15 protein-coding genes are annotated in these 20,743 nt (G+C 67.1%); 2 read left to right on the top strand and 13 right to left on the bottom strand.

Features of this window, described 5'->3' with window-relative positions; translation table 11 throughout:
- Positions 1 to 147: 147 nt before the first annotated feature.
- From E1H18_RS04640 to E1H18_RS04660, 5 genes are read right to left on the bottom strand one after another with little or no spacing between them, the layout of a single operon-like run.
- Positions 148 to 633 (bottom strand): GAF domain-containing protein, encoded by a 486-nt coding sequence (locus tag E1H18_RS04640; RefSeq protein ID WP_172264178.1) that lies wholly within the window; start codon positions 631 to 633, stop codon positions 148 to 150.
- Positions 634 to 675: 42 nt separating this feature from the next.
- Entirely contained in the window at positions 676 to 5,721 is a 5,046-nt protein-coding gene (locus E1H18_RS04645; RefSeq protein ID WP_172264180.1) for a DUF11 domain-containing protein, read from the bottom strand.
- A 59-nt stretch (positions 5,722 to 5,780) separates the two neighbouring features.
- Entirely contained in the window at positions 5,781 to 6,851 is a 1,071-nt protein-coding gene (locus E1H18_RS04650; protein WP_172264182.1) for a DUF11 domain-containing protein, read from the bottom strand.
- A 35-nt stretch (positions 6,852 to 6,886) separates the two neighbouring features.
- Positions 6,887 to 7,351 carry a DUF11 domain-containing protein gene (locus E1H18_RS04655; protein ID WP_172264184.1) on the bottom strand — a complete coding sequence of 155 codons (465 nt, stop codon included), beginning with the start codon at positions 7,349 to 7,351 and terminating at the stop codon, positions 6,887 to 6,889.
- A complete protein-coding gene (locus E1H18_RS04660) occupies positions 7,348 to 8,409 on the bottom strand; it encodes a DUF11 domain-containing protein (protein WP_172264186.1) in 1,062 nt (353 codons plus the stop codon). The genes E1H18_RS04655 and E1H18_RS04660 overlap by 4 nt, the downstream gene beginning before the upstream one ends.
- 396 nt (positions 8,410 to 8,805) lie before the next feature.
- On the opposite strand from E1H18_RS04660, the gene E1H18_RS04665 reads away from it, so the two are divergent.
- Positions 8,806 to 9,447, top strand: coding sequence for a response regulator transcription factor (locus E1H18_RS04665; RefSeq protein WP_172264188.1), 642 nt, complete (start codon positions 8,806 to 8,808; stop codon positions 9,445 to 9,447).
- Between the two features lie 4 nt (positions 9,448 to 9,451).
- Here E1H18_RS04665 and E1H18_RS04670 read toward each other — a convergent pair whose 3' ends face one another.
- The 3 genes from E1H18_RS04670 to E1H18_RS04680 are packed head-to-tail and all read right to left on the bottom strand — an operon-like array spanning position 9,452 to position 14,680.
- Positions 9,452 to 11,278 (bottom strand): acetyl-CoA hydrolase/transferase C-terminal domain-containing protein, encoded by a 1,827-nt coding sequence (locus E1H18_RS04670; RefSeq protein WP_172264190.1) that lies wholly within the window; start codon positions 11,276 to 11,278, stop codon positions 9,452 to 9,454.
- On the bottom strand, positions 11,275 to 13,368 hold the full coding sequence (locus tag E1H18_RS04675) for a 3-hydroxyacyl-CoA dehydrogenase NAD-binding domain-containing protein (RefSeq protein ID WP_172264192.1): 2,094 nt from the start codon (positions 13,366 to 13,368) through the stop codon (positions 11,275 to 11,277). The genes E1H18_RS04670 and E1H18_RS04675 overlap by 4 nt, the downstream gene beginning before the upstream one ends.
- A gap of 10 nt (positions 13,369 to 13,378) precedes the next feature.
- A complete protein-coding gene (locus E1H18_RS04680; protein WP_172264194.1) occupies positions 13,379 to 14,680 on the bottom strand; it encodes an acetyl-CoA C-acetyltransferase in 1,302 nt (433 codons plus the stop codon).
- A gap of 106 nt (positions 14,681 to 14,786) precedes the next feature.
- Between E1H18_RS04680 and E1H18_RS04685 the strand changes: the two genes are divergently transcribed.
- Entirely contained in the window at positions 14,787 to 15,503 is a 717-nt protein-coding gene (locus E1H18_RS04685; RefSeq protein WP_172264196.1) for a glutathione S-transferase, read from the top strand.
- On the opposite strand, the gene E1H18_RS04690 is transcribed toward E1H18_RS04685, so the two are convergent.
- The 5 genes from E1H18_RS04690 to E1H18_RS04710 form a co-directional block, all read right to left on the bottom strand.
- The gene (locus E1H18_RS04690) at positions 15,504 to 15,833 is read right to left on the bottom strand and encodes a hypothetical protein (protein WP_172263910.1); all 330 of its coding nucleotides are present in this window, start codon (positions 15,831 to 15,833) and stop codon (positions 15,504 to 15,506) included.
- 154 nt (positions 15,834 to 15,987) lie between these two features.
- Complete coding sequence (locus tag E1H18_RS04695; protein WP_172264198.1) at positions 15,988 to 16,182, bottom strand: hypothetical protein; 195 nt, start codon at positions 16,180 to 16,182, stop codon at positions 15,988 to 15,990.
- 240 nt (positions 16,183 to 16,422) lie between these two features.
- On the bottom strand, positions 16,423 to 18,114 hold the full coding sequence (locus tag E1H18_RS04700) for an adenylate/guanylate cyclase domain-containing protein (protein ID WP_370526451.1): 1,692 nt from the start codon (positions 18,112 to 18,114) through the stop codon (positions 16,423 to 16,425).
- 71 nt (positions 18,115 to 18,185) lie between these two features.
- Positions 18,186 to 18,617, bottom strand: a complete 432-nt coding sequence (locus E1H18_RS04705) for a hypothetical protein (protein ID WP_241735893.1) — start codon at positions 18,615 to 18,617, stop codon at positions 18,186 to 18,188.
- Positions 18,618 to 20,684: a toll/interleukin-1 receptor domain-containing protein gene (locus tag E1H18_RS04710; protein ID WP_172264200.1), complete on the bottom strand. Its 2,067-nt coding sequence runs from the start codon at positions 20,682 to 20,684 to the stop codon at positions 18,618 to 18,620. It abuts the gene before it with no gap.
- Positions 20,685 to 20,743: the final 59 nt, after the last annotated feature.

Raw genomic sequence — 20,743 nt, forward strand, 5'->3', positions numbered from 1 at the left:
CGCCATCACACTGGAACACCGCGAGCAGCGCCTGCCGCCCGCGTCCTGGTCACCGTGCCACGGTCGCGCTCAACGGGGGTTTACACATATGACATCGCGCCTGCGGCAAATTGCTGCACGCGTAACCCGACGCTGCTGCGCCAGCCTCTAAACGCTCGTCGGCAGATGGCTGGAGACGACGTCCGCCAGGGCCTTCAGCGCCTCGGAAAGCGCCGGATCGAAAGCGCGGGGCTTGATATCCACGACACAGACGGTGCCCAGCAGCCAGCCGTCGGCGTCCCGCACCGGCGCGCCGGCGTAGAAACGAATATTGGGCGCGCCGGTCACGAACGGATTGTCGTAGACGCGTGGATCCTCGCGGGTGTCCTCGATCCACAGCAGGTTGCGATAGGCGATGCAGTGGTCGCAGAACGAGACCTCGCGCGGGGTGTCTGTGATGTCGACCCCTGCCCTGCCCTTGTAGAACTGATGGTCGGAACCGATGAAGGTCACCATCCCCGCCATCGCCCCGAACAGCGCCTTGGCCGCTTGCGCCACCTGGTCGAAGGCCGGATCGCGCGGCGCGGCCAGCACATTGGCGCGCACCAGGGCGGCCAGGCGCAACAACTCCTCGTGGTCGGTCTGCGTCAGCATTCGCAATGCTTCATCTCCCTTTGTTGCCGCCACCCACTCTGATCACTGACGCATCGCACCGAACACTTGCCGGGCGCCCGAGCCCAGGTTCGCGAAGGTGTTCTGGTCGAACTTCACGCGCGCGGTGATGTAGAAGCCCTTGCGGCTGTAGCCAGCCGCGGCGAAGTCGGGGTCGTGGTAGCCGACGACGTTGTAGCCGACGCTGACCCAGGTGTTCTCAGCGGGCGAGATCCCGACCGAAGGACCGGCGGCGTAGGCGGTGCCGCCGCCTTTGCCGGCATGACGGACCGACAGGTTGACGCCCAGATCGATCTTGCGGGTCAGGTCCAGGCGGGCCTCGGCGCCGATCACCTGCACCACGTTGGTGCGCACGTCGCCGTCGTAGCGGCCGCGCACCAGCTTGGCGCCGTGATAGAGCGAAGCCTGCACCGCGCCCGGGGTGTGATCGCCGCGGTCGCTGTCGAAATTGACCGCCAGGTTGTTGATGACCTTGGAGGTGACGCCGTCGCCGCGAGCGGTCGGGCCGAAGCCGGCCACGCCCGTGCCCTGCACAACGCCGCGCGCCTCCTCGTGACGGACTTCCAGCTTGTCCAGCACGGCCCAGCGGCTGTCCAGCGGACGCCAGGCGACCGACCCGGTCACTTCGGTGCCGCGCGAAACGGCGCCCGTGCTGGTCACGGTCTCGTCGGCGCGGACGGTCATGGCGGCGGTCACGCCTTCGCGCAGCTGGCGCAGATAGGCGGAGCGAACCGCCCAGCTGTCGGTGCGATCGCCACGACGGGCTTCGACCCGGCCATTCCAGCTCCAACGGTCGGCGCGATAGGCCGCGCCCAGGCTGACGGACGTGAAGTCCTCGGTCGCCAGGGCGGAGCCGATGGCTTGAGCGTTGTCGGTATTCGGGTTCGGAACCTGACCGGCCAGGGTCTTGGCCGAGTCCACCGTGGCGTCGACGGTCCAGCCGCCCTTCAAGTTGACCGTCTGGGCCAGGCCCATCTGGACGAAGGTGCGCGGACCAAAGGCCGACAGGGTCTGCTGGTTCAGGGCGCCGGTCAGGCGCGCGCCCTTCCAAGGCGCAACCTCGACGCCGCCGCCGGTGATGGCGGCCTTGTAGCCGTCGCCTTCGATGATCTCGCGGCTGGCCAGCACCCGCAGGCCTTCGCGCACTTCATAGAAGGCGCCCAGGCGACGACGCACCGGGAAGTCCAGGCTCTCGGCGTCGCCCAGGGCGAAATCCGACGAGACATTGACCTGCAGGCGGCGGTTGAAGAAGTCCTTCGTCGCCGACAGGGTCAGCAGATCCGAGCGGCGGGCTTCGCCGGCCTCGGGCGTATCGTTCGCCGACTTCAGGCCAGCGCCCAGACGCAGGCCGTTGCGCTGATAGTTCAGGCTGGCGTCGACAACGTCGCGGACATCGCCGTTGTCCAGATAGTTCTCGTGATAGGCCGAGACGTCCAGCGACAGGTTCTGGGTCAGACGGGCCTTGCCGTCGACGCCGACCTTGCGCGCGCCGAGATCGGCCTGGTTGGACTGGCCGAGGCCAAACGCCGTGTCGGCCTGACGCGCATAGCCCAGCACGTCAAAGCGGGCGGAGTGGTGCTCGACCTCGGCGATCCAGGCTTCCTGGCGGCCAGTGGCGACCGAGTCGCTGGCGGCGGCCTCGAGGCGAATCTCGGTGTCCGCGCGCGGGCGCAGGGTCAGGTCGGCGGCGACCAGGTCCGTGTCGGTGGTGGCCGAGCCCGGACGGCCGTGCAGATAGGTGATCCCGGCCTTGACCTTGCCGTCCATCAGGTTGGTCGAAACGCGAGCGCCCAGCTCGGTGTTCTTCTCGCCCGTGCCGAGAACCTCATAGTTCACGACGACGACATTGGGATTCAGATCCAGATCGCGGCTGGCGATCGGGTCGCGGAAGGTGATGGCGCCAGTGATGTAGTCAATGTCGTAGTCGACATCGCGAACCATGACGCGGCTGGCCAGGATGCGCTCGGCGCGGATACGGTCACGGGTCTCGATCGTCACGGTCTCTGTGTTCGGCACGATCTCGCGGCGTGACAGCTGGTACAGGGCGGCCAGGCCCGAACCGGGCAGTTCGTCGCGGACATGGCTCTGCTCGGTGTCGGCGGCGAAGCCGGCGAAGCTGAACACGCGGCCCTGACGCTCGAATTTCAAGCCGTTCATGGTCCGGTCGAACCGGCCCAGGCGCGTGGCGTCGAAACCCGTGCGGAAGTCGCCGAACAGCGCGTAGAACGCCTTGCGCTCCAGGCGCACATACAGCTTGCGCTGGCTGGCGGCGTCATAGGCCTGGCCCGAGCCGTCGCCATAGACGGTGTAATAGCGGTCCGGGTCGATGGCGCCCGTCAGGCCGCGCTCCGGATCCGGCGTGCGCTTGTTGTCATAGGCCATGGTCAGCAGCCACGAGCCGCGGACGCGACCCTTGGCGTAGAAGGCCAGCTGGCCGTCGACCATGGTCTTGTCGCGGTCGCGACGAGCCAGCGGCGCAGCATGGCGCGACAGGGTGTTGTAACCGGCGGTGCCAGCGGCAAAGCCGACGACGATCCAGTCCTGACGCGAGGCGCTGAGCCAAGCGCGGACTTCGTTCGGCGTCGTTGTCGCGCCGACGCCCGACAGCTTGAAGCGCAGGGTCGCCGAACCGGCCTGGGTCGTGGGCGCCAGTTCGATCAGGGCGACGCCGTCGTCGCCGGTGATGTGCCAGGTCGCACCGCGTGCGCCCTCGCCCGCCAGGCGCTGATCGGCGTTCGGATCGCGGGCGATCATGTACGGATCGGACAGCTCGAAGGTCCCGACCGCGCCCGGGCGCACCGGATGGCCAAAGCGGTCGGTGAAGCGCACGGCGATGACCGGCGCGGTCAGGCCGTCGGCGATCAGGTGCGAGGCTTCAGGGACCAGCGTCGCGCGGCTGGGCGCGTTGGCGTAGGCCACTTCGCGCTTGATCTGGGCGACGACAGCGCCGCTGCCGTTGGTGATCGTGGCGACCAGGATGTTCGAGCCTTCGACCAGCGGCACGCCGCGCCACAGCGAGACGACCATGGTCCCGTCGGCGCTGGTTTCAACGCCGTCGCGGGTCAGAACGTCGACCGGCGCGCCGTTGATCGTCAGGCTGACCTGGTTGCCCGGCGCATGCTTGACGGCGACGCGGGTCACCGGCGCGACGGGATTATGCCCTTGATTCGGATAGACAAAGTCGACACCCGGCTGCTGGTTGACGAACCAGTCGATCGTCTCGGTCGAGGCCTGATCCGTCGGGACGACGACACCCGTCTTGGTCGGCTGAGCCGTCGTGCGACGCAGGCGGAACTCGACACGCTCCAGGCCGCCGCCGCGCAGGTCGACGAACTGCGAGAAGGCGCGACCGGCGATGCGGGTGTCACGGCCACAGGCGACGGCTTCCAGCCCTTCAGGCAGAGCCCCGACGTCCAGCTGAACGACCTGGAGCCCGGGCGTGACGCCCTCGAAATGGAACAGGCCGTCGCGGTCGGACACCACATAGGTGCCATCCTGCAGCACCAGACGCACACCGGCGACGCCAATACGGCCATCTTCGCGGCGCGTGGCGCAGGCGCCCTCGGTGACGCGGCCGATGATCGTGCCGCTGTCCGTCATCAGCGGCGCGGTGATGCGCACGCGGGCTCGGGCCTCGCCGCTGGAGGCGCCCATGCCGCCGGTGGCGACGGCGCGGTTGATCGCCATGCCGATTGGCGTGTCGGCGCCAATACTGACCTGATACTTGATTTTACTTGTCTGAGAGCCCGTGAATGTTCCCAGCGCGTAGGTCAGAGTCCGCCCGTCGGCGCTGATTTTCGGGTCCGGCAGCGGCTTATTGTCGCGGCGGGAAGAGCCTTTCACGTAGCGCAGGCCGCGCGGCAGCATGTCGACGACCTTCACGTCGTTGATCATGCGCGCAGCGCCCAGATTGTGAACGTCCAGGGTGTAGCCGATGAGATCGCCGAAGGACGCCTTCTGGTGCGACACGGTCTTGTCCAGCGACAGGCCCTGCGAAAAGCTCCGCACCACGAACGGCAGGGTTCCGCTGTCCAGCGGGATGTCGATCTGCAGCGGCTCGGGCTGTGTCAGATCGAAAGCCGCCCCCCAAGACGCGTCGGCGATGATGAAGCCACTACCTTCAGGCGAGGTGAGCTTAGCCACTTGCTGCGGAGAGGCCGTGGACGGCGCCGTGTAGCCTTGCGGCGGCTCGACGAAGAGCGCGTAGCGTCCCGGCGCAGTCAGCGGAAAGCGATATTGTCCGCTGGCGGACTGATAGACGGAGCCCCCCTCGTCCACGACATCGTGGCCGCTGATCACCGTCGACGGATAGACGCTGACGCCATCGTCGCCATACACCTTGGCCGGCAGGCCGGTCGCCTGGTCGACGAGGGTGACGCGGGCGCCGTCGACAGGCGTTCCGGTACGAGAATCAAAGACATAGCCGTAGGGATCGATGAGAGCGTCGATGGTGGCCGAGTCCGCGCCATCGAAGCCCAGGACGCTGAAGCTCAGCTTGCCGCCGCGCGGCGCGAAGATCTGGCAGTCATAGGGCGTCATCGGCTTGTCGGTGGCCGGGATGTAGCCCAGGAAGCGGCCGCTGTTGCGGGTCGACTCGCTGACCTTCAGCGTTTCCTTGTCGCCCTGCGGGGTCTGGACGGTGATGGTGATTTCTTCGCGAACGTTCGGGTCGAGGTTCACCTCGGGCATCGAAACGTCGATGAACATCGTCTCGCCGGCATGGAAGGAAGCCGCTTCGCGCAGCTTGACCTTCATCGGATCGAAGGCCTCGAACGCCGAGACGTCCGGCGCCTTGAAGCCCTGACCTTCGACCTGGCACATGGTGCCGCCGGCGTTCAGGACGATCCCGTCGGATTCGCCCGCGAGGCGCATCAGCAGGATCTTCGGCGCGAAGGCCACATTCACGGAGGTGGTGTTGGAATTGACGCTCACGCGGCCGGTCGCGCCCGCATAGGAGAGCTGCGCCGTGTTCGTGACGACGTCCTGCTGACGCGCATAGGCGGGCGAGAGCAGACCGGCGGAGATCGCCAGGCTCGTGAGCGCCAATTTCATGCGGGTCAGGAAGGTCATTCGGTGTCCAAAAAGCCGTCCCGGGCGGCTGGAAGCCGCCCGGTCGGGGTCTGTAGTGGTTAGTTGATGGTGACGCGGAAGCGGGTCGTAGCGGTCGCGCCGGACGCGATGCTGGCGATGGTCGTGGCGACCCGCGTGCCGTTGAACGCGGAAGCGTCGGAGGCCTGGGAGCCGTCGAGCACGCACAGACCGCCCGAGAAGGTGCCGTTCACGTAGGTGCTGTTGGCCACGTAGGTGGTGTTGGCCGGGATGTTATCGGTCAGGCCGACACCGGTGATGGCCTGGGCGCCGATGTTCTTGACCGCAATGCAGTACTCGACGACCGCGCCAGGGATCGCCTTGGGCGTGACGATGCCGTTCAGCGGGTCGCTGATCACCACGGCGAACTTGGTGACCTCGGCGCTGGAGGCGGCGATCAGATACTCGTCGCCGGCGCTGTGGCGGGCGTCGCGGATCAGATCAGCGTAGCCCGCGCCGTCTGCGAAGACGGTGTCGATCTGGTTCGGATCGTCCAGCAGGCTCTGGGTCAGGTCGGCGCCCAGCGAGCCGCTCTGGCCCCCGGCAGCGACGACCGCCGTCAGGAAGACGCCCGAGACGCCATTGGCCGGCCCCGAAGCCGGAATATCGGCGACGATGAACACGGTCTTGGTCTGACCCGCGCCCAGTTCGTCGATGTAGGTCGCCAGGTCGACGCCGGCGTCGTAGGTGCCGTTGCCGTTCGAGTCGACGAACACCCGCAGGTTGGTCACGCCGTAGGTGTCGGTGTGGCCCAGCTGGGTCGGCGCGCCGAGCGCGGTGTTCGCCGCAAACAGGCGGATGTCCTGGATGGCGTTGGTCGCGTTGGTCACCGTGAAGGTCGTGACCTGGTTGGTCTGGCCGTAGGCGACGGTCGTCGCCGTGCCGCCGACCTCGGCCACCACGACGTCGGCCTTACGGTCGACGACGAACGAGGCGACGTTCGAGGCCACCGGCGTCTGGGCGACGCTGTTGACCGAGTACGAGACCGTCGCGGTGTTGGTGACGCTGGTGCCGGCCTGAGTGCCCGGCGCAGCCAGGGCCGCTTGGCCCGACATGACGACGAGCAGCGCGGACGCCCCCGCCAGCCACAGTTTTTTGGATGATTTCTTCATGGTAGCCCCCGTTTCAGAATGGGATGAGACGCGCGTCACTTCAGGCGCGCGCGGAATGACATCTGGACTTCACCACCCGCCGGGACGGGTTGAGCGAGGGCCCAGCGAAGGGTGGTGACGTCGGCGGCGGTGGCCGGAACGGCCCCGTTGGCGCCAGTCTTGGTCAGGCTGGCCAGCGGGCCGAAGGTCTTGCCGTCGATCGAGACGACCGGCGGCTTGGCGTCGGCCGGACCCGCATAGATCAGGTCCTTGGCGATCGGGTTGTTGATCACCACGCCCTCGGTCGGGCTGGCGCCGCCGTTGCGATAGGTCAGGACGTAGACGACCTGGTCGCCGGGCGTGACGCTGCCGGCGGGTTTCAGGGCCGTCGTCACCTTGCCGTCTGCGGCGCGGGTCTCGACTTCCTTGAAGACGGCGGTGGAGAGGGTGGCTTCGCCGGCGTGGGCCGCGTGAGCCAACAGCCCTGCGACCGCCGTGGCGAGCAGAAGGGTTTTGATCATTGGTTTTTCCCCGTGGCGTTGATGCGAACTTTGAAGGTGACGGTGCGGCTCGACTGGGGGGCGAGATCGCCCAGCCCAACTTCGATGGCGCCGCCCGTGAAGCGGCCGGCGTCGCCGTCCTCGGCGTCGCTCAGGCGCGCGCCGTCCAGGGTCAGGCTGTTGGCGAGATAGGTCGCACCGACCGGAATGACGTCGGTGATCTGAGCCTGACGCGCCGTGCCGCCGGTCCCGACGCGGGCCTCCAGCGTGTAGGTGACGATCGTGCCGGTCACGACGGTGTTGTTGTCCAGCACGTCGACGATCTGTTGCGACTTGATCAGCTGAGCCACCACCTCGCCGACGCGATAGGTGGCCGGCGGGCTGGTGACGCCGCCGTTCGTGCCGGCGGTCCCGCCGCGCAGATTGGGTCCGAAGACCATGAACACGCCGCCGTTGCCGGCCTTGGACATGTCGCTAACCGTGGCGCCGTTGCGCAGCGCGGTCGGGAAGGCCCGCAGGCGGATACGGCCCAAGGCGCCCAGGCGGGCGTTTTCGGGAATGTGGCAGGACACCCAGGCGACGACGGACTCGCCCGGCGCCAGGACCGGGGTCGTGGACGAGACGCGGTCCTTCGTCATGTCCAGACGGCCATCACCGTCCCAGTCGACGATGATGCGGCAAGCCTCGGGGTCGAAATCATCATCGATATGTTCGAACGAGAGGTCGAAGGCTTCCCGGCCGTTTCCGAGGTTGCGGATCCGGAACGCCAGGCGCTGGTCGTTCGCGTTCGCTTCGACGTCGAGCTCCGGCGTCAGGGTCTCGACGCTGACGTCGACGATCTCCTGGACCTTCAGGGCCACCTTGTTGGAGTTGAGCGCCTGCCGGCCGTACTGATCGGTGAAGGTCAGGGCCGCGACGTTCTCGATTATCGAGGCCGCCGGGGTCATAGACGCCGGATCGAACTGGGCTTTCGCCACGCCGGGCGCGCACACCAGAGCAGCCGTCAGAACGCACGCCGCAGCGACCGCGCCGCGGGCGGCGGTCGGCTTCTCGGCAAAGATGGCGTTCAGATGGCGCATGGGTCCGTCGAAGAGTGGGTACGAAAAATCTCGACCCACTCACGACGTCAGGACGCCTAATCAGACCTTACCGAAGGAGAACAAAGCCAGAAACCTTAGACTATCGTCTAGTGCGAACACCCACTTCGGACTCGCCTCAAAATGAGTATCGTAAATCGGGATGCGACAGGCTGACACAACCGTGCGACGTCCTGTCGCAATCGTTTCCGCCCTTCTTTGTTAGGAAGGTAAATCACTGAAAAACCAGATAAACGCCCATATGCGTGCAGTTTGCACATTTATCGCATAGCAAAGCTCACCGAACCGCGCGCTCAACTGCGACACTACGCTCAGTGACGTGCGCTCGCGTCCGCCTCATGCTCGCGTCAGTTGCTCAACCGGGGGCGGGACAACTTCATGCGCGTTCTGATCATCGACAGCCATCCGCTGATGCGGGAAGCCATTCGAACAGTGACCCTGTCGGCATGGCCCAAGGCGCACACCGTCGAGGTGGGCGATCTGACTGGCATCGAAGCCGGTTGCCGTTTTGGCGCGGCGATCGACCTGGTGGTGATGGACCCTGCCCTGCCCGGCGCCACGGGCCTCTCGGCCCTGATCCAGGTCAAGCAGCGCCTACCGCACACGCCTGTGGTCATCTTCGCATCGCGTCGCGACGACGAGATGGTGGGTTTCAGCCGCGCATTGGACGCCGCCGCCTTCATTCACAAGTCTGCCTGCCCGTCCGAAATGGTCGACGTGCTGAGGGCCGTGTTCACCGGCGCGCGCCTGTTCCCGACGCTGAATGGCTCCACCACGATCCAGAACGAGCTGGCCGCCATGCGCAAGCGCCTGGACGCCCTGACCGCCACCCAACTGAAGGTGCTGCTGAGCATCGCCGACGGCCGCCTGAACAAGCAGGTCGCCGCCGACATGCACGTGTCGGAAGCCGCCATCAAGGCGCACCTGACCGCCATTTTCCGCAAGCTGGGCGTCCACAACCGCGCCCAGGCCATGCTGGCCCTGCGCCCGATCCTGACCGACGGCGCAGCCGCCGCCTGAGGTCCTACCCGGCCAGCGCTCCGCGAACCGCCAGGGCGATCAGCCGGTCGCGAAAACTCCTGGGCCTGTCCAGGCCAAGCCGCTTCAAGGCGGCCTGCTCTATGCCCCCCTGCCCCATGCCTTTGAGCACAAGGCCTGCCAGCTTTCGCGGCTCGGCCTGCGCTGCCTTCAATCGCCCCAGAGCCGGCAGCAGACGCTCTTCCAACGCATCGAAATCCGAACCGAAGGGCAACAGCGGCGCCAGGCCGGCGGCCTTTAGCGGCGCGAGCGCTTCCGCCACCCGCTCGGGCGTGTTGCGCTGGAAGGCTTCCGGCAGGCTATAGCCACGCTCCAACTTGCCTGATTGCTGGGCCTTCTCCAGGAGCTGCGCCTGGAAGCGACTGTCAGCGATCTGCAACAAGGCGACGATGACGTCGCGATCCGTCCGTCCACGGAGATCGGCCACGCCATACTCGGTTATGACGATGTCGCGCAGGTGACGCGGGATGGTGCCGTGGCCGTAGGACCACAGGATATTCGAAGCCGCCTTGGGTCCGGCGCCGCGCACCGATGGCAGGGTGATCACCGACCGCGCGCCTTCCAGCGCGAAGGCCTGGGCGACGAAATTGTACTGACCGCCGACGCCGCTGACGATCCGGCCGTCTTCCAGGCCATCCGACACCGCCGCGCCCAGCAGGGTCATCATCATGGCGGTGTTGATGAACCGGGCGTCGACGCGGGCGGCGCGCTTGGCGTCCTCGTCGCCATAGAGCTCATTGATCGCCGAGATGGCCTGCATCTGGAACTTGGCGCGGTCCTCGCGCGGCAGGTCCCGTAGCGCCTGGTAGAAGGCCTGCGGCCCCAGAAAGAAGCCGCCGTGCAGCACCACGCCGCCAACCTCACGCTTCAGGACACCCGCCTTCCAGAGGTCCAGCAGGCAGTCGACGAACATCTCGGTAGCCGCATACAGCCCGGTCTCGAAGCGCTCGCCGTGCGTTGGCGGCGCTCCGGCCGGCGAAAGGGCCTTCAACGCCTCTCCAAACCTGGCCGGTTCGCGGTGGCGAATGATAAGCCCCTGGGCGACCGCGTCGCTGATCGAACCGATGCCCATCTGGATCGTGCCGCCGTCAGGGATCAGACCTGCCGCATGCAGGCCAATGGCATAGTGGGTGTCCGGGATCGGCTCCTTGGGCGGGGCGAACAGCGGGAACTGCACGCCCTCGCCTTCCAGCACGTGGCTGAAGGTCGTTTGCGGAAGGTCGCCATCGCCGGACATGAACGGCAGCTGGTCGTTGACCTGCCCGACCAGCAGGAAGTCGGCCTTGCCTGCCTTGCGCGCCGCCAACAGATCCAGGGTGATGTCGGTGTTGCACGACAGGCTGTAGCGGTCGTCCTCACGAGCCACCAGCTGAGCCACGACATTGACGCCGCGCTCCAGCAGATAGCCGGCCGCGTGGGTGTAGTTGGCAGAGATGTAGCTGCGTTGGGCGCTCTCGACGCCAAGCCGCGTACCGGCCTGGAAGAAGAACTCGTCGACCTCGATATTGTCCGGCAGGGCGTCGCGGCGCTGGACCTCGGCATAGGCCAGGGCCGGATAGCCACCCAGGGTCCGCTCGATCACAGGCCCCAGGAACCGCGCCTCCAGGTCCGACTTGGGCCGTGGCGGCTCCAGGGTCAGGGCCGTGAAGACATGCAGGCGGATCGAGCGATCGGCCATGGCCCGTGCGAACAGGGCGTTGACGATGTGGTTGGCCTTACCCAGCCCCAGCGGCAGGCCCAGCACGATGCGGCGGCCCACCTTCTGAATGATGGCGTCGGCCAGCCGTTCGGGATCGATGAAGCGCTCGGTCATGCCTCCAGCTTGGACCAGCCTTCCGAGGGCTGAAAGCGTTCGCCGTACTTACGGGCAAGATCCTCCAGCTTGGCCTTCACCTGCGCCACGCCGCGCTGGCGGGCATAGTGCAGCGGCCCGCCGCGGAACGGCGCGAAGCCGGCCCCGAAGATCATCGCTGCATCGATGACATCTGGATCATCGGAGACGCCCTCGCCCAGGATCGCCGCACAGGTGTTGACCAGTGGCAGGATCAGGCGGTCGGCCATCTCCGGATCGGGCTCGACGGCATTGGGAGCCTTGATCGGATGGCCGCCCTTCCAGACGTACAGCCCTTCGCCCGTCTTCTTGCCCAGCGTCTTTTGCTCGACCTTGTCGCGCAGCCACTGAGGCGCGTCGGGCATAGGCCAGTCGAGCTCGCGTTTGAGCATGTCCGCCACGGCCAGACAAATATCCAGCCCGACTTGGTCGGCCAGCTCGATTGGTCCCATCGGCATGCCGAACTGCTCGGCGGCCTTGTCGATGGTCTCCTTGGCCACGCCTTCATCCAGCAGGGCCATGGCCTCGATCAGGTATGGCGTCAGCGCGCGATTGACGATGAAGCCCGGCCGGCTCTTCGCCGGAGCCGGCAGGCGATCGATGGCGCCGGTGAAGGCCCGGGCGGCCGCCTCCACCTCGGGATCCAGGCTGTCGTGGCGAACCACTTCGACCAGTTGCATCCGCGAGACCGGATTGAAGAAGTGTAGGCCGACCAGCCGCTCAGGCCGTTGCAAGCCCTCGCGCAGGGTTTCCAGCGGGATCGACGAGGTGTTGGTCGCCAGGATCGCCTCCGGCTTCATCTGCGGCTCGATCTGGGCGTAGAGGCCCTTCTTGAGCTCGACCTTCTCTGGCGCGGCCTCGATGATCAGGTCGGCCGATCGCGCGCCCTCGCCGCGTAAGTCCGGGACAAGGCGATCCAGAGCGTCCCGCACCTTCAGGCGGTCATCATGGGAGATCTTGCTGTAGAGTTCCGCCGCACGCTTGATCGCCCCACCGATCGGCGCGGCCTTCACGTCGGTCAGGGTGACGCTTAACCCGTTCCAGGCGCACCAGGCGGCGATGTCCCCGCCCATGGCCCCGGCCCCGATCACGTGGACCCGGCGGATCTGGCCTTTCCCGCCTGACAGAGCCTTCAGGTTTTCACGCAGGAAGAACACGCGGATCAGGTTCTGGGCCGTCTGCGAGACCATCAGCCGGGCGAAGGAGCCAATCTCGGCCGCCTTCATGGCCTCAAAGTCGCCGCCGTGGCGCTCCCACAATTCGATCAGGGCGTTGGGGGCAGGATAGTGCTCGGGCGGAGCCTGCTTCCTGGCCTCCTCGCGCATCCGGCCAGCGGCCAGCTTGCGGGCCGGGGCGCTGTCCTTGAGCTTGTCGATCAGGCTCTGCCCATCGCCGCGCAGCTCGCCCCGCATGGCCGCATGGATCGCCGCCCGAACGTGACGCTCGGGCACGATCGCGTCGACCAGGCCCAAGGCCTTGGCCTTTCGGGCCGGGATGGTCTTGCCCGTCAGCATGAAGCTCATCGCCTGTAGCGGGTCGATCAACCGGGTGAAGCGCGCCGTGCCGCCCAGGCCCGGATGCAGGCCCAACTGCACCTCCGGAAAGCCGAACTTGGCGCCGTCGACCGCGATGCGGATCTTGCAGGCCAGCGCCACCTCCAGCCCGCCGCCCAGGGCGTAGCCGTGGACGACCGCAATGGTCGGGTATTCCTGGCTCTCCAGGCGGTCGGCGATGGCATGGGCGCGAGCCATGCGCTGCTCGACCTCGTTGACGTCAGTCGCGCCCCGGAACTGGCCAACATCTGCGCCGGCGATGAAACCCGAGGTCTTGGCCGAGCGAATGACCAAACCGGTCGGGCGATCGGCCTCCAGGCCGTCCAGAATGCGGTCCAGCTCGCCCAGAACCTCGTCATCAAGGGTGTTGGCGCTGGCGCCCGCCTTGTCCAGCACGGCCCAGGCGACGCCATCAGGGGCCCGCGACGTCCGCCAGTGGCGATAGCCATGGTCGGTGAGCGGCGTGGGGCCTAGATCCAGGTCACGCGGCTTAAGCAGGGTCAGGGCACGGTCTTGCATGGCCATCTCCTCAAACCCGTTCGATCAACATGGCGCCGCCCTGGCCGCCGCCGATGCACTCGGTGGCGATGCCGCGCTTGAGATCCAGGCGTTCCAGAGCGTTGATCAGATGCAGCACGATGCGATTGCCGCTGGCGCCGACCGGATGGCCAAGACTGATCGCGCCGCCGTCGACGTTCAGCCGCTTGCGGTCGATCGCGCCAGTCGCACCGGGCAGACCCAGCACCTCACGGCAGAACGCCTCATCCTGCCAAGCGGCCAGGCAGGCCAGAACCTGGGCGGCGAAGGCCTCGTTCAGCTCCCACAGCTCGATGTCCTGCAGGGAGAGACCGGCGCGCTGCATCAAGGGCGTCGAGGCCAGCACCGGTCCCAGGCCCATGATCGAAGGGTCCAGCGCCGCCCATTCGCTGTCGACGATGACGGCGCGAGGCGTCAGGCCGTGCTTTCGCACAGCGTCTTCCGAAGCCAGGATCACCGAGGACGCGCCGTCGGTAATCTGCGAGCTGTTGCCCGGCGTCACCTTGCCGAACGGCCGCTCGAAGGCCGGTTTCAGGGTCGAGAGCTTCTCAGTCGAGCTGTCGGGCCTTACCCCGTCGTCCTGAGCGTGGACCTTGCCGTCTGAGGCGAAGGCCGGCTCGACCTCGCCGTCCAGCCAGCCGGAGCTCTGGGCCTTGGCCAGCCGATGATGGCTCTCGGCGGCATAGGCGTCCGCGGCCTCTCTGCTGATGTCGAAATAGTGGGCCAGCACCTCGGCGGTCTGGCCCATGCCCAGATTGGTGATCGGGTCGGTCAGACCGCGCTCAAGTCCAACGACCGGGGCCAGCATGTCGGGCCGAAAGCCCGCCATGGCCTTGACCTTGTCGATCGGGGCTTTGGCCCCTTGCAGACTGGACAGCCATTCGACGGCGGATGGCTTAAGGACCAACGGCGCATGGCTCAGGGCCTCGGCCCCGCCGGCCAGGATCAGGTCGGACGAGCCCTCGCGAATGTAGCGGAAGGCCGTGTCGATCGACTGCATGCCCGACCCGCAGTTGATGGCCACGGTAAAAGCGGTCATCTCCGGCCCGCAACCCAGGCGCAGAGCGGCGACGCGGGCGGGGTTCTGCTCGTCGGCGATGACGTTGACGCAGCCCAGGATGACCTGGTCGAAGGCGTCGGGTGCGAAGGGCTGGCGCAGCAGCAATGGCCGGCCACACTGCACCGCCAGGTCAACCGGCGTGAACGGGCCTGGCCCGCCCCGCGCTTTGAGGAACGGCGTCCGCGCGCCGTCGACGACATAGACCGGACGGCTCGAACGCTGCGCTTCTGTCATGACGCTTCCAAACCAGGAGACAGCGAGACAACGCCGGACGGCCTAGGTTGCTCCGCTTCAAAGCGTTTCCGGCGCATCTTTCCCCGCCTTGGGCGGTTCTCACCGCATGACCTACGAACTGCATTACTGGCCGACCATCCAGGGGCGCGGCGAATTTGTCCGGCTGGCCCTGGAGGACGCGGGCGCGACCTATGTCGACGTGGCCCGACAGGACGACGGCGAGAACGTCCTGATGGACAGGCTCCATGCCGGACCGCACCCCAGCTTCGCGCCGCCCTTCCTGGTCGATGGCGAGCGGGTGATCGGCCAGACGGCCAATATCCTGCTGCACCTGGGTCCAAAGCTGGGCCTGTCGCCGTCGGACGAGGCCGGGCGGCTTTGGGTCAACCAGATGCAGCTGACGATCGCCGACTTGGTGGCCGAGGCGCACGATGTGCATCACCCCGTCGGCATGGGCCTCTATTACGAGGACCAGAAGTCCGAGGCCGCCAGGCGCGCGGTCGAGTTCCGCGAGCAGCGCATCGGCAAGTTCCTCAGTTGGTTCGAAACGATCCTCAGCCGCGCGCCCGAAGGCGGCTGGCTGACTGGCGCGGCTATGACCTATGCCGACTTGTCGCTGTTCCAGGCCGTGGAGGGTCTGCGCTACGCGTTCCCACACACAATGAAGCGGCTGGAACCTCGCCTGGAACGCGTCGTGGCGGTGCGCGACGCCGTCGCCGTCCGGCCGCGCATCCAGGCCTATCTGGCTTCACCGCGTCGCCTGGCGTTCAGCACCGACGACATCTTTCGCGACTATCCGGAGCTGGACCCCGTGAAGGGATGATCAGCGCCCGCCGAGCGAGCGGTTGAAGCCGTCAAAACGGCCTTCGGCGAAGCGGCGGTCTTCCTCCAGCAGCGCCCCCATGCGCAGCTCGCGCTCGGCCGCAGCCTGAGCCCGACCGGCGGCGGCGCGTGCTTCGGCGAGGCGTTCGCGGCTCTGAGCCAGTTCGGCCTGGACCTGATCGCGTTCCGCAGCAGCGTCGATCACCTGACGCTCGGCGTCGTCGAGACGATCCTCGACCGCGCGCAGACGCAAGGACAGCCGCGCGATGATCGCGGCCAGGGTAATCGACAGGATCGTCGCCGCCAGCAAGGCGACCAGACCGTACGACATGATGTTCACTCCCCCTGAAACTCTAGAAAACCCGCCCTTTACGGGCCCGGACGCGACGTCCGGGCCCTAGACGGCAAGCTCCCTCGCGGAGAGCCTGTCGACATGCCGTCCCCTGAAACCCCACCGGGGCGACACCGTCTTGGACCTCTGAAAACTAGGCGTTGAAACCCGACCGAAGACGCTCGCTCTCCAGCGAAGACTTGGCGAAGTCCAGAACCTCTCCCACGAGGTTGGGCAGGTTGTTCTCGATGACGCCGTGCTCACGCGCCCAGACGCGCAGGGCGTGGCGCAGGAAGGCGTTGCCGACTTCCGGGGCGGGCGTGGCGTCGGTGATCTGGTCGAAGGGCACGGCGCGGCTCCTGTTCAGCCCGGATCGCCGGGCGCAGAGATCGAAAAGGAGGACCCGGTCGGCGGAGACCGGGTCCCAGTCGGTTCACGCGGCCGGCGACGATCTGGACAACAGTGATGGGGTCCCGAGCGTCGCGGTCGACAGCGAGACCATGTTCTCTGAAGCTGGACCTTGGATGTGAGGATCTGCACATCCGAAAAAATTGCGATTTCTTGTGGCGGCGAAAATCGCCTGCCGCGTTCAGTGCGCTCGCGCGAGACTGAAGATCGGGGTGGCGGGAAAGCCCTTCCGCCCCTGGGTTCGACCGACATAGCCGCAGCGCACGACATCGCCGTGGAAGGTGGCCAGCGCCCCCGCCAGAGCCTCGCTGACATAGGCCGAACCGGGGGCGGCGTCTGGCTCGATCCGCGCGGCGACGACCACATGGGCGCCGATCACCGCCGGCGCCTTGGTCAGAGGATTGGTGCGCAGGTGGACCGGACCGTAGTGACCGCCTATCCGCAGACCCAGGCCGCGCGGCAGGCCCAGCGCGCCGAGATCCAACCCTCGATGCGCCTCCAGCAGCGCCAGCGCCGCAAGGGCGGCGTCGATCGGCTGATCGAAGACCAGAAAGACACCATCGCCCCAGGTCTCGACGTGGATGGGGCGCGCGTCGAGGGCGCCAACCGCGTCGGCGATCCGTCCCATCACGCCCTCGATGAAGGCGGGGATCTGGTCGTCGCGGAGCGTCCCAAACCCCTGGACATCGGCGAACAGCATCGCCTTCATCGCCCGCTGCCCGCCGCTCCCATCGGCCATGAGAGCGCGGGGCGCGGGCGGCGGGCGATCCACATCGATAGTCGCGCGTCGACGGCCGCCCAGCGCCCAATAGGCCAGATCCGAGGACACGCCAGCCGGCCCGGCGGTCGGATGACCATCCCAGATCGCCAACTGGATCGCCTCGGTGGACAGGGTCTGGGCGCGCAGCACGGCGCAACCCATGGCGAACTGACTGGAATAGGCGAAAACCTGCTCGTCGCCTCGATAGGGGTCCTGCGCGGCGTAGCGGATCGAAGCCGCCCGATCGAGGCAATGTTCGAAGCGTTCGACCCAGTCGCCGCCGAAGGGGGCCACCGACACCTCCACGAAAGAGGCCAGGCCGACCGGCAGCACGACGTGGAGCTCCGCACCCGCGTTCAGCACCGCCTCGGCGAAGACGATGTCACCTCCCGCCGCCAGACCGCCGTAGGCGAAACCGACCCGCTGCGCGCGGATCAGCCCGTCGACCCGATGGCGCAGATCCGCGCCGTCCAGAGCCTCTGCCCCGCCCGGCGCCAGAATATGACCTGTGAAGTGCGCGCAGACCGGCGGCCGGAACGGGTCGAGCCAGTCGCTATCCGCCGCGACCTCACGGCAGATCATCTCCAGCTGGCGCAGGGTTGAAGCGTGAGCTGCGTAGGCCCTTGGCGCGAGGGCCAAGGCCGCCGACATCGCCGACCGCGCCGCATCGCGATCACCAGTCAGGAAAAGCGCCTCGGCGCGGCTGGCCAACGCGTAATAGGCCCCCTCGCCCGTCACGCCTTTCGGCTCGGGAATCTGCAGCGCGGCGGCGGCGCGGGTTGCGGCCGCGACCGGGTCGCCGGCCACCAGCGTCATGGTCGCGGCGTTGATCGCGCCATAGACGCCGCCGAACCGGTCATAGAGATCTTCATAGGCCTTGCGTGAGGCCTTGGCGAAGGCAACGCGCCTCTGCCCACGGGCGCCCAGCGCCACGTCCTTCAGCAACCGCGCGCCCAGCGCCACGGTGTCGGCATGGTCTCGAACGGCCGCCAGCCCCAGGCGGACGTATTCGGTTCTCGCAAAATCCAACGCCCCGGCCCGCGCCAGGCACAGCACCGCCGCATAGGCGATCTGCGGCGCCGTCTCGCCCGCCTCGAGCGCGGCATGGGCGATGTCGTAGGCCGCGAGGATCTCGCCGCGCCGGATCAGCGCGGCGATCTCGTCCTCGTCGAATAGCGAGTTGATCAGGGAATCTGACCCGCGCCGTTGTCGACATCCGGGTCCAGATCGATGTTCTGGCCGAACTTGTCGCGCATCAGCAGGCTGTAGTCATAGACGCCCATGCGCTTGCATTCGTAGATGATCTTGAAGCGCGAGTGGGTCACGGGCTTGGCCTCTTCCGGACCATACGGCACCCAGACGTAGCTGGAGAAGTTGACGCCGTAGTCGAAGGCGATCGTGATCGGACGATCCTGGAAGGTCCAGCCGGCCTTGATCAGGTCGTCGCTGAGGGTGAAGACGAGTTCGCAGCGTTCTTGCAGATCCAGGGTGAGACGCGTCGGGTTCTTCGGGTCCACTACGTTCATGAACGTGTAGTCCACCATGCCGACGACGACATAGACGACCTTCGAGGGAACCGGTTCGTCCAACGGACCGGATGTGGTGATAGTAGCCATTTAAAGTGCCTCCCGACTGACAGCGCCACCTAGGGCTGACTCCTTCCAGAACGCAAGAAATGCGGGGTGCGCATAGCCATGTTTCTGGAGCTCGATCACGATCGCCCGAGCCTCGGCCATTCGACCTGTCGCGGCATAGGCGCGAGCCAGATTGTCCAGCGTTCCGGGGGGCAGCGCCTGTCGCTTCGGCGCCAGGAGCGCGATGGCGGCGTCTGGGCGTCCAGCCTCCAGATTGGCGAACCCCTCCTGCGCCGAAAGGTCCTGCCGGCCCTCGCGCGCACTGGGCGCCGCATGGATTTCACCCAGCAGCGCCTGAGCCAGATCCCGGGCGCGTTTGGCGTCGCCATCCAGCGTAGCCAGCACGACCGCCTGCTGCTTCAAACGTCCGTCCAGGTCCGGACGCCAGACCTGGGCCGACTGACCGGTGCGGATCTTGGCGAGCTCGGCGATCGCCTCTGTGTGAATAGCCTTCGCCTTGGCCAGGCCCGTTGCGCCTGACCATGCTTCGATATCGACGGTGTCGAGGCGGGCGATCAGAAGGTGTTCGCGCCAGCGAGCGTTCGTCGGATCCAGCGCCGCCAGCTCCGACAGCGCCTTCAAGGCTGAGGCGGCATGCGTGCGCGCCTGAGCCTCGCGGCCCAGGTCCAGCTCCAGCCGCGCCAAGGCCGACAGGCTGGCGACGTTCTTGGCCGCCAGACGCTTGTCGCCGGGAGAAGCCGCCGTCGCCCGAGCCAGCAGCCGGGTGGCCGCCTCGCGCTCGACATAGGCCTCGCTCGGACGCCCCATCATCAGCAGACTATCAGCGACCCAAGCGCGCGTATTGGCCGAGTCGCTGACCCGGGCGTTGTTGCCCGGCGCGCGCGCCAATTCGGCCTCCTGGACGACCAGAGCCTTGCGGAACGCCGCGAGAGCCTCCGCCGGACGCCCTTGCTTGAACATCAGGGTGCCCAGGTTGCTGTTGGCGTAGGCGACCTCGATCCGCCACTCGGAGCGGTTGGGATCAAGCGCCACCAGCCGGCGCGCCAACTCCTCATAGCGCTTGAAGCCCCGCTCGGCGGCGGCCGGATCGCCACGGCGTTGCTTCATGTAGGCCACCCAGAAGACGTTCTGAGCCTCATCGAAGATGCGCTCGCCGTTATTGGGGTCGCGCTGGACCAGGGCATGGGTGGTCGCCGCGGCCTGGGCGAAAGCGTCTTCGGCGCCCTTCCAGTCCGAGCGTTGCTCGCGGATCGTCCCCAGCAGGGTCTGGGCCTTGGCGCGCTGAGCCAGAGCCTTGTCGTCCAGCCGATCCTCGCTAGCCTTGGCGTAGTAGGCCAGCACCCGGCCACCGACCCCGTCCAGCACGTCCAGTCGGCCAACCGGCTCCAGCTGTTCACGCAGGTCGCCCAGCATGTAGGCCACCAGCGCTTCGGTCTCGTCGCGCTGGGCGCGGGCGACCTTCCGCGACTGCAGGGTCAGGACCGTCATCGCCCCCATGCCGACCGACACCACCACGGCCGCCGCCGTAAAGGCGGTCATGACCTGCAGGCGACGACGAGCGTCGCGCTGCACCAGTTGGTCCAGGCTCACGTCCAGCAGGCGCGCGGCGATTTTCAGGCGCGCCAGGCGGCGGCCGTCGCCATTGGGACGGAGATCCACCGCCAAGGGCTCGACCCCCTCGGGCAACGCCGCGCGCAAGGCGCCTGGCAACACCGAGTCGAGCGTCGCGTCCGCCGGCGTCTCCGGCGTGATCAGGCAGATGATCCGGGCGACATCGCCTCTCTCGATGACGTGGGCCACCTCCTGGTCGACCCATCGCGAGGCGGCCGAGAACGGCGAGCACAACACGATCAAGGCTTCTGAACGGTCCAGCGCGTCCTGGATCACTTCGGACAGGTTCGACGAGGCGCTAAGCTCCTCCCGGTCGCGGAAGATGGGCCGCAAGGCGCCCGCCGAAGCGCCATCGCGCGCCTTCGTCAGGGCGCGCGGCGCGCGATAGGTCTCCAAAGCGCGATGCAGCCACTCGGCAATTTTGCGGTCTTTGTGGCTATAGCTGATAAAGGCCTTGTATTGCTGCCGACTATCCATCCCGCCCCCAAACGATCATGGCCCCAGACCGACAGCAGGAGCGTACGTGATGACCGCGA

The organism is Caulobacter sp. RHG1, assembly GCF_013181195.1.
In the GTDB taxonomy this organism is placed as follows: domain Bacteria; phylum Pseudomonadota; class Alphaproteobacteria; order Caulobacterales; family Caulobacteraceae; genus Caulobacter.

Excerpts from the sequence above, each read along its gene's own strand:
- E1H18_RS04640 (WP_172264178.1), bottom strand. The coding sequence starts at position 633 with ATGCTGACGCAGACCGACCACGAGGAGTTGTTGCGCCTGGCCGCCCTG.
- E1H18_RS04645 (WP_172264180.1), bottom strand. The coding sequence starts at position 5,721 with ATGACCTTCCTGACCCGCATGAAATTGGCGCTCACGAGCCTGGCGATC.
- E1H18_RS04650 (WP_172264182.1), bottom strand. The coding sequence starts at position 6,851 with ATGAAGAAATCATCCAAAAAACTGTGGCTGGCGGGGGCGTCCGCGCTG.
- E1H18_RS04655 (WP_172264184.1), bottom strand. The coding sequence starts at position 7,351 with ATGATCAAAACCCTTCTGCTCGCCACGGCGGTCGCAGGGCTGTTGGCT.
- E1H18_RS04660 (WP_172264186.1), bottom strand. The coding sequence starts at position 8,409 with ATGCGCCATCTGAACGCCATCTTTGCCGAGAAGCCGACCGCCGCCCGC.
- E1H18_RS04665 (WP_172264188.1), top strand. The coding sequence starts at position 8,806 with ATGCGCGTTCTGATCATCGACAGCCATCCGCTGATGCGGGAAGCCATT.
- E1H18_RS04670 (WP_172264190.1), bottom strand. The coding sequence starts at position 11,278 with ATGACCGAGCGCTTCATCGATCCCGAACGGCTGGCCGACGCCATCATT.
- E1H18_RS04675 (WP_172264192.1), bottom strand. The coding sequence starts at position 13,368 with ATGCAAGACCGTGCCCTGACCCTGCTTAAGCCGCGTGACCTGGATCTA.
- E1H18_RS04680 (WP_172264194.1), bottom strand. The coding sequence starts at position 14,680 with ATGACAGAAGCGCAGCGTTCGAGCCGTCCGGTCTATGTCGTCGACGGC.
- E1H18_RS04685 (WP_172264196.1), top strand. The coding sequence starts at position 14,787 with ATGACCTACGAACTGCATTACTGGCCGACCATCCAGGGGCGCGGCGAA.
- E1H18_RS04690 (WP_172263910.1), bottom strand. The coding sequence starts at position 15,833 with ATGTCGTACGGTCTGGTCGCCTTGCTGGCGGCGACGATCCTGTCGATT.
- E1H18_RS04705 (WP_241735893.1), bottom strand. The coding sequence starts at position 18,617 with ATGGCTACTATCACCACATCCGGTCCGTTGGACGAACCGGTTCCCTCG.
- E1H18_RS04710 (WP_172264200.1), bottom strand. The coding sequence starts at position 20,684 with ATGGATAGTCGGCAGCAATACAAGGCCTTTATCAGCTATAGCCACAAA.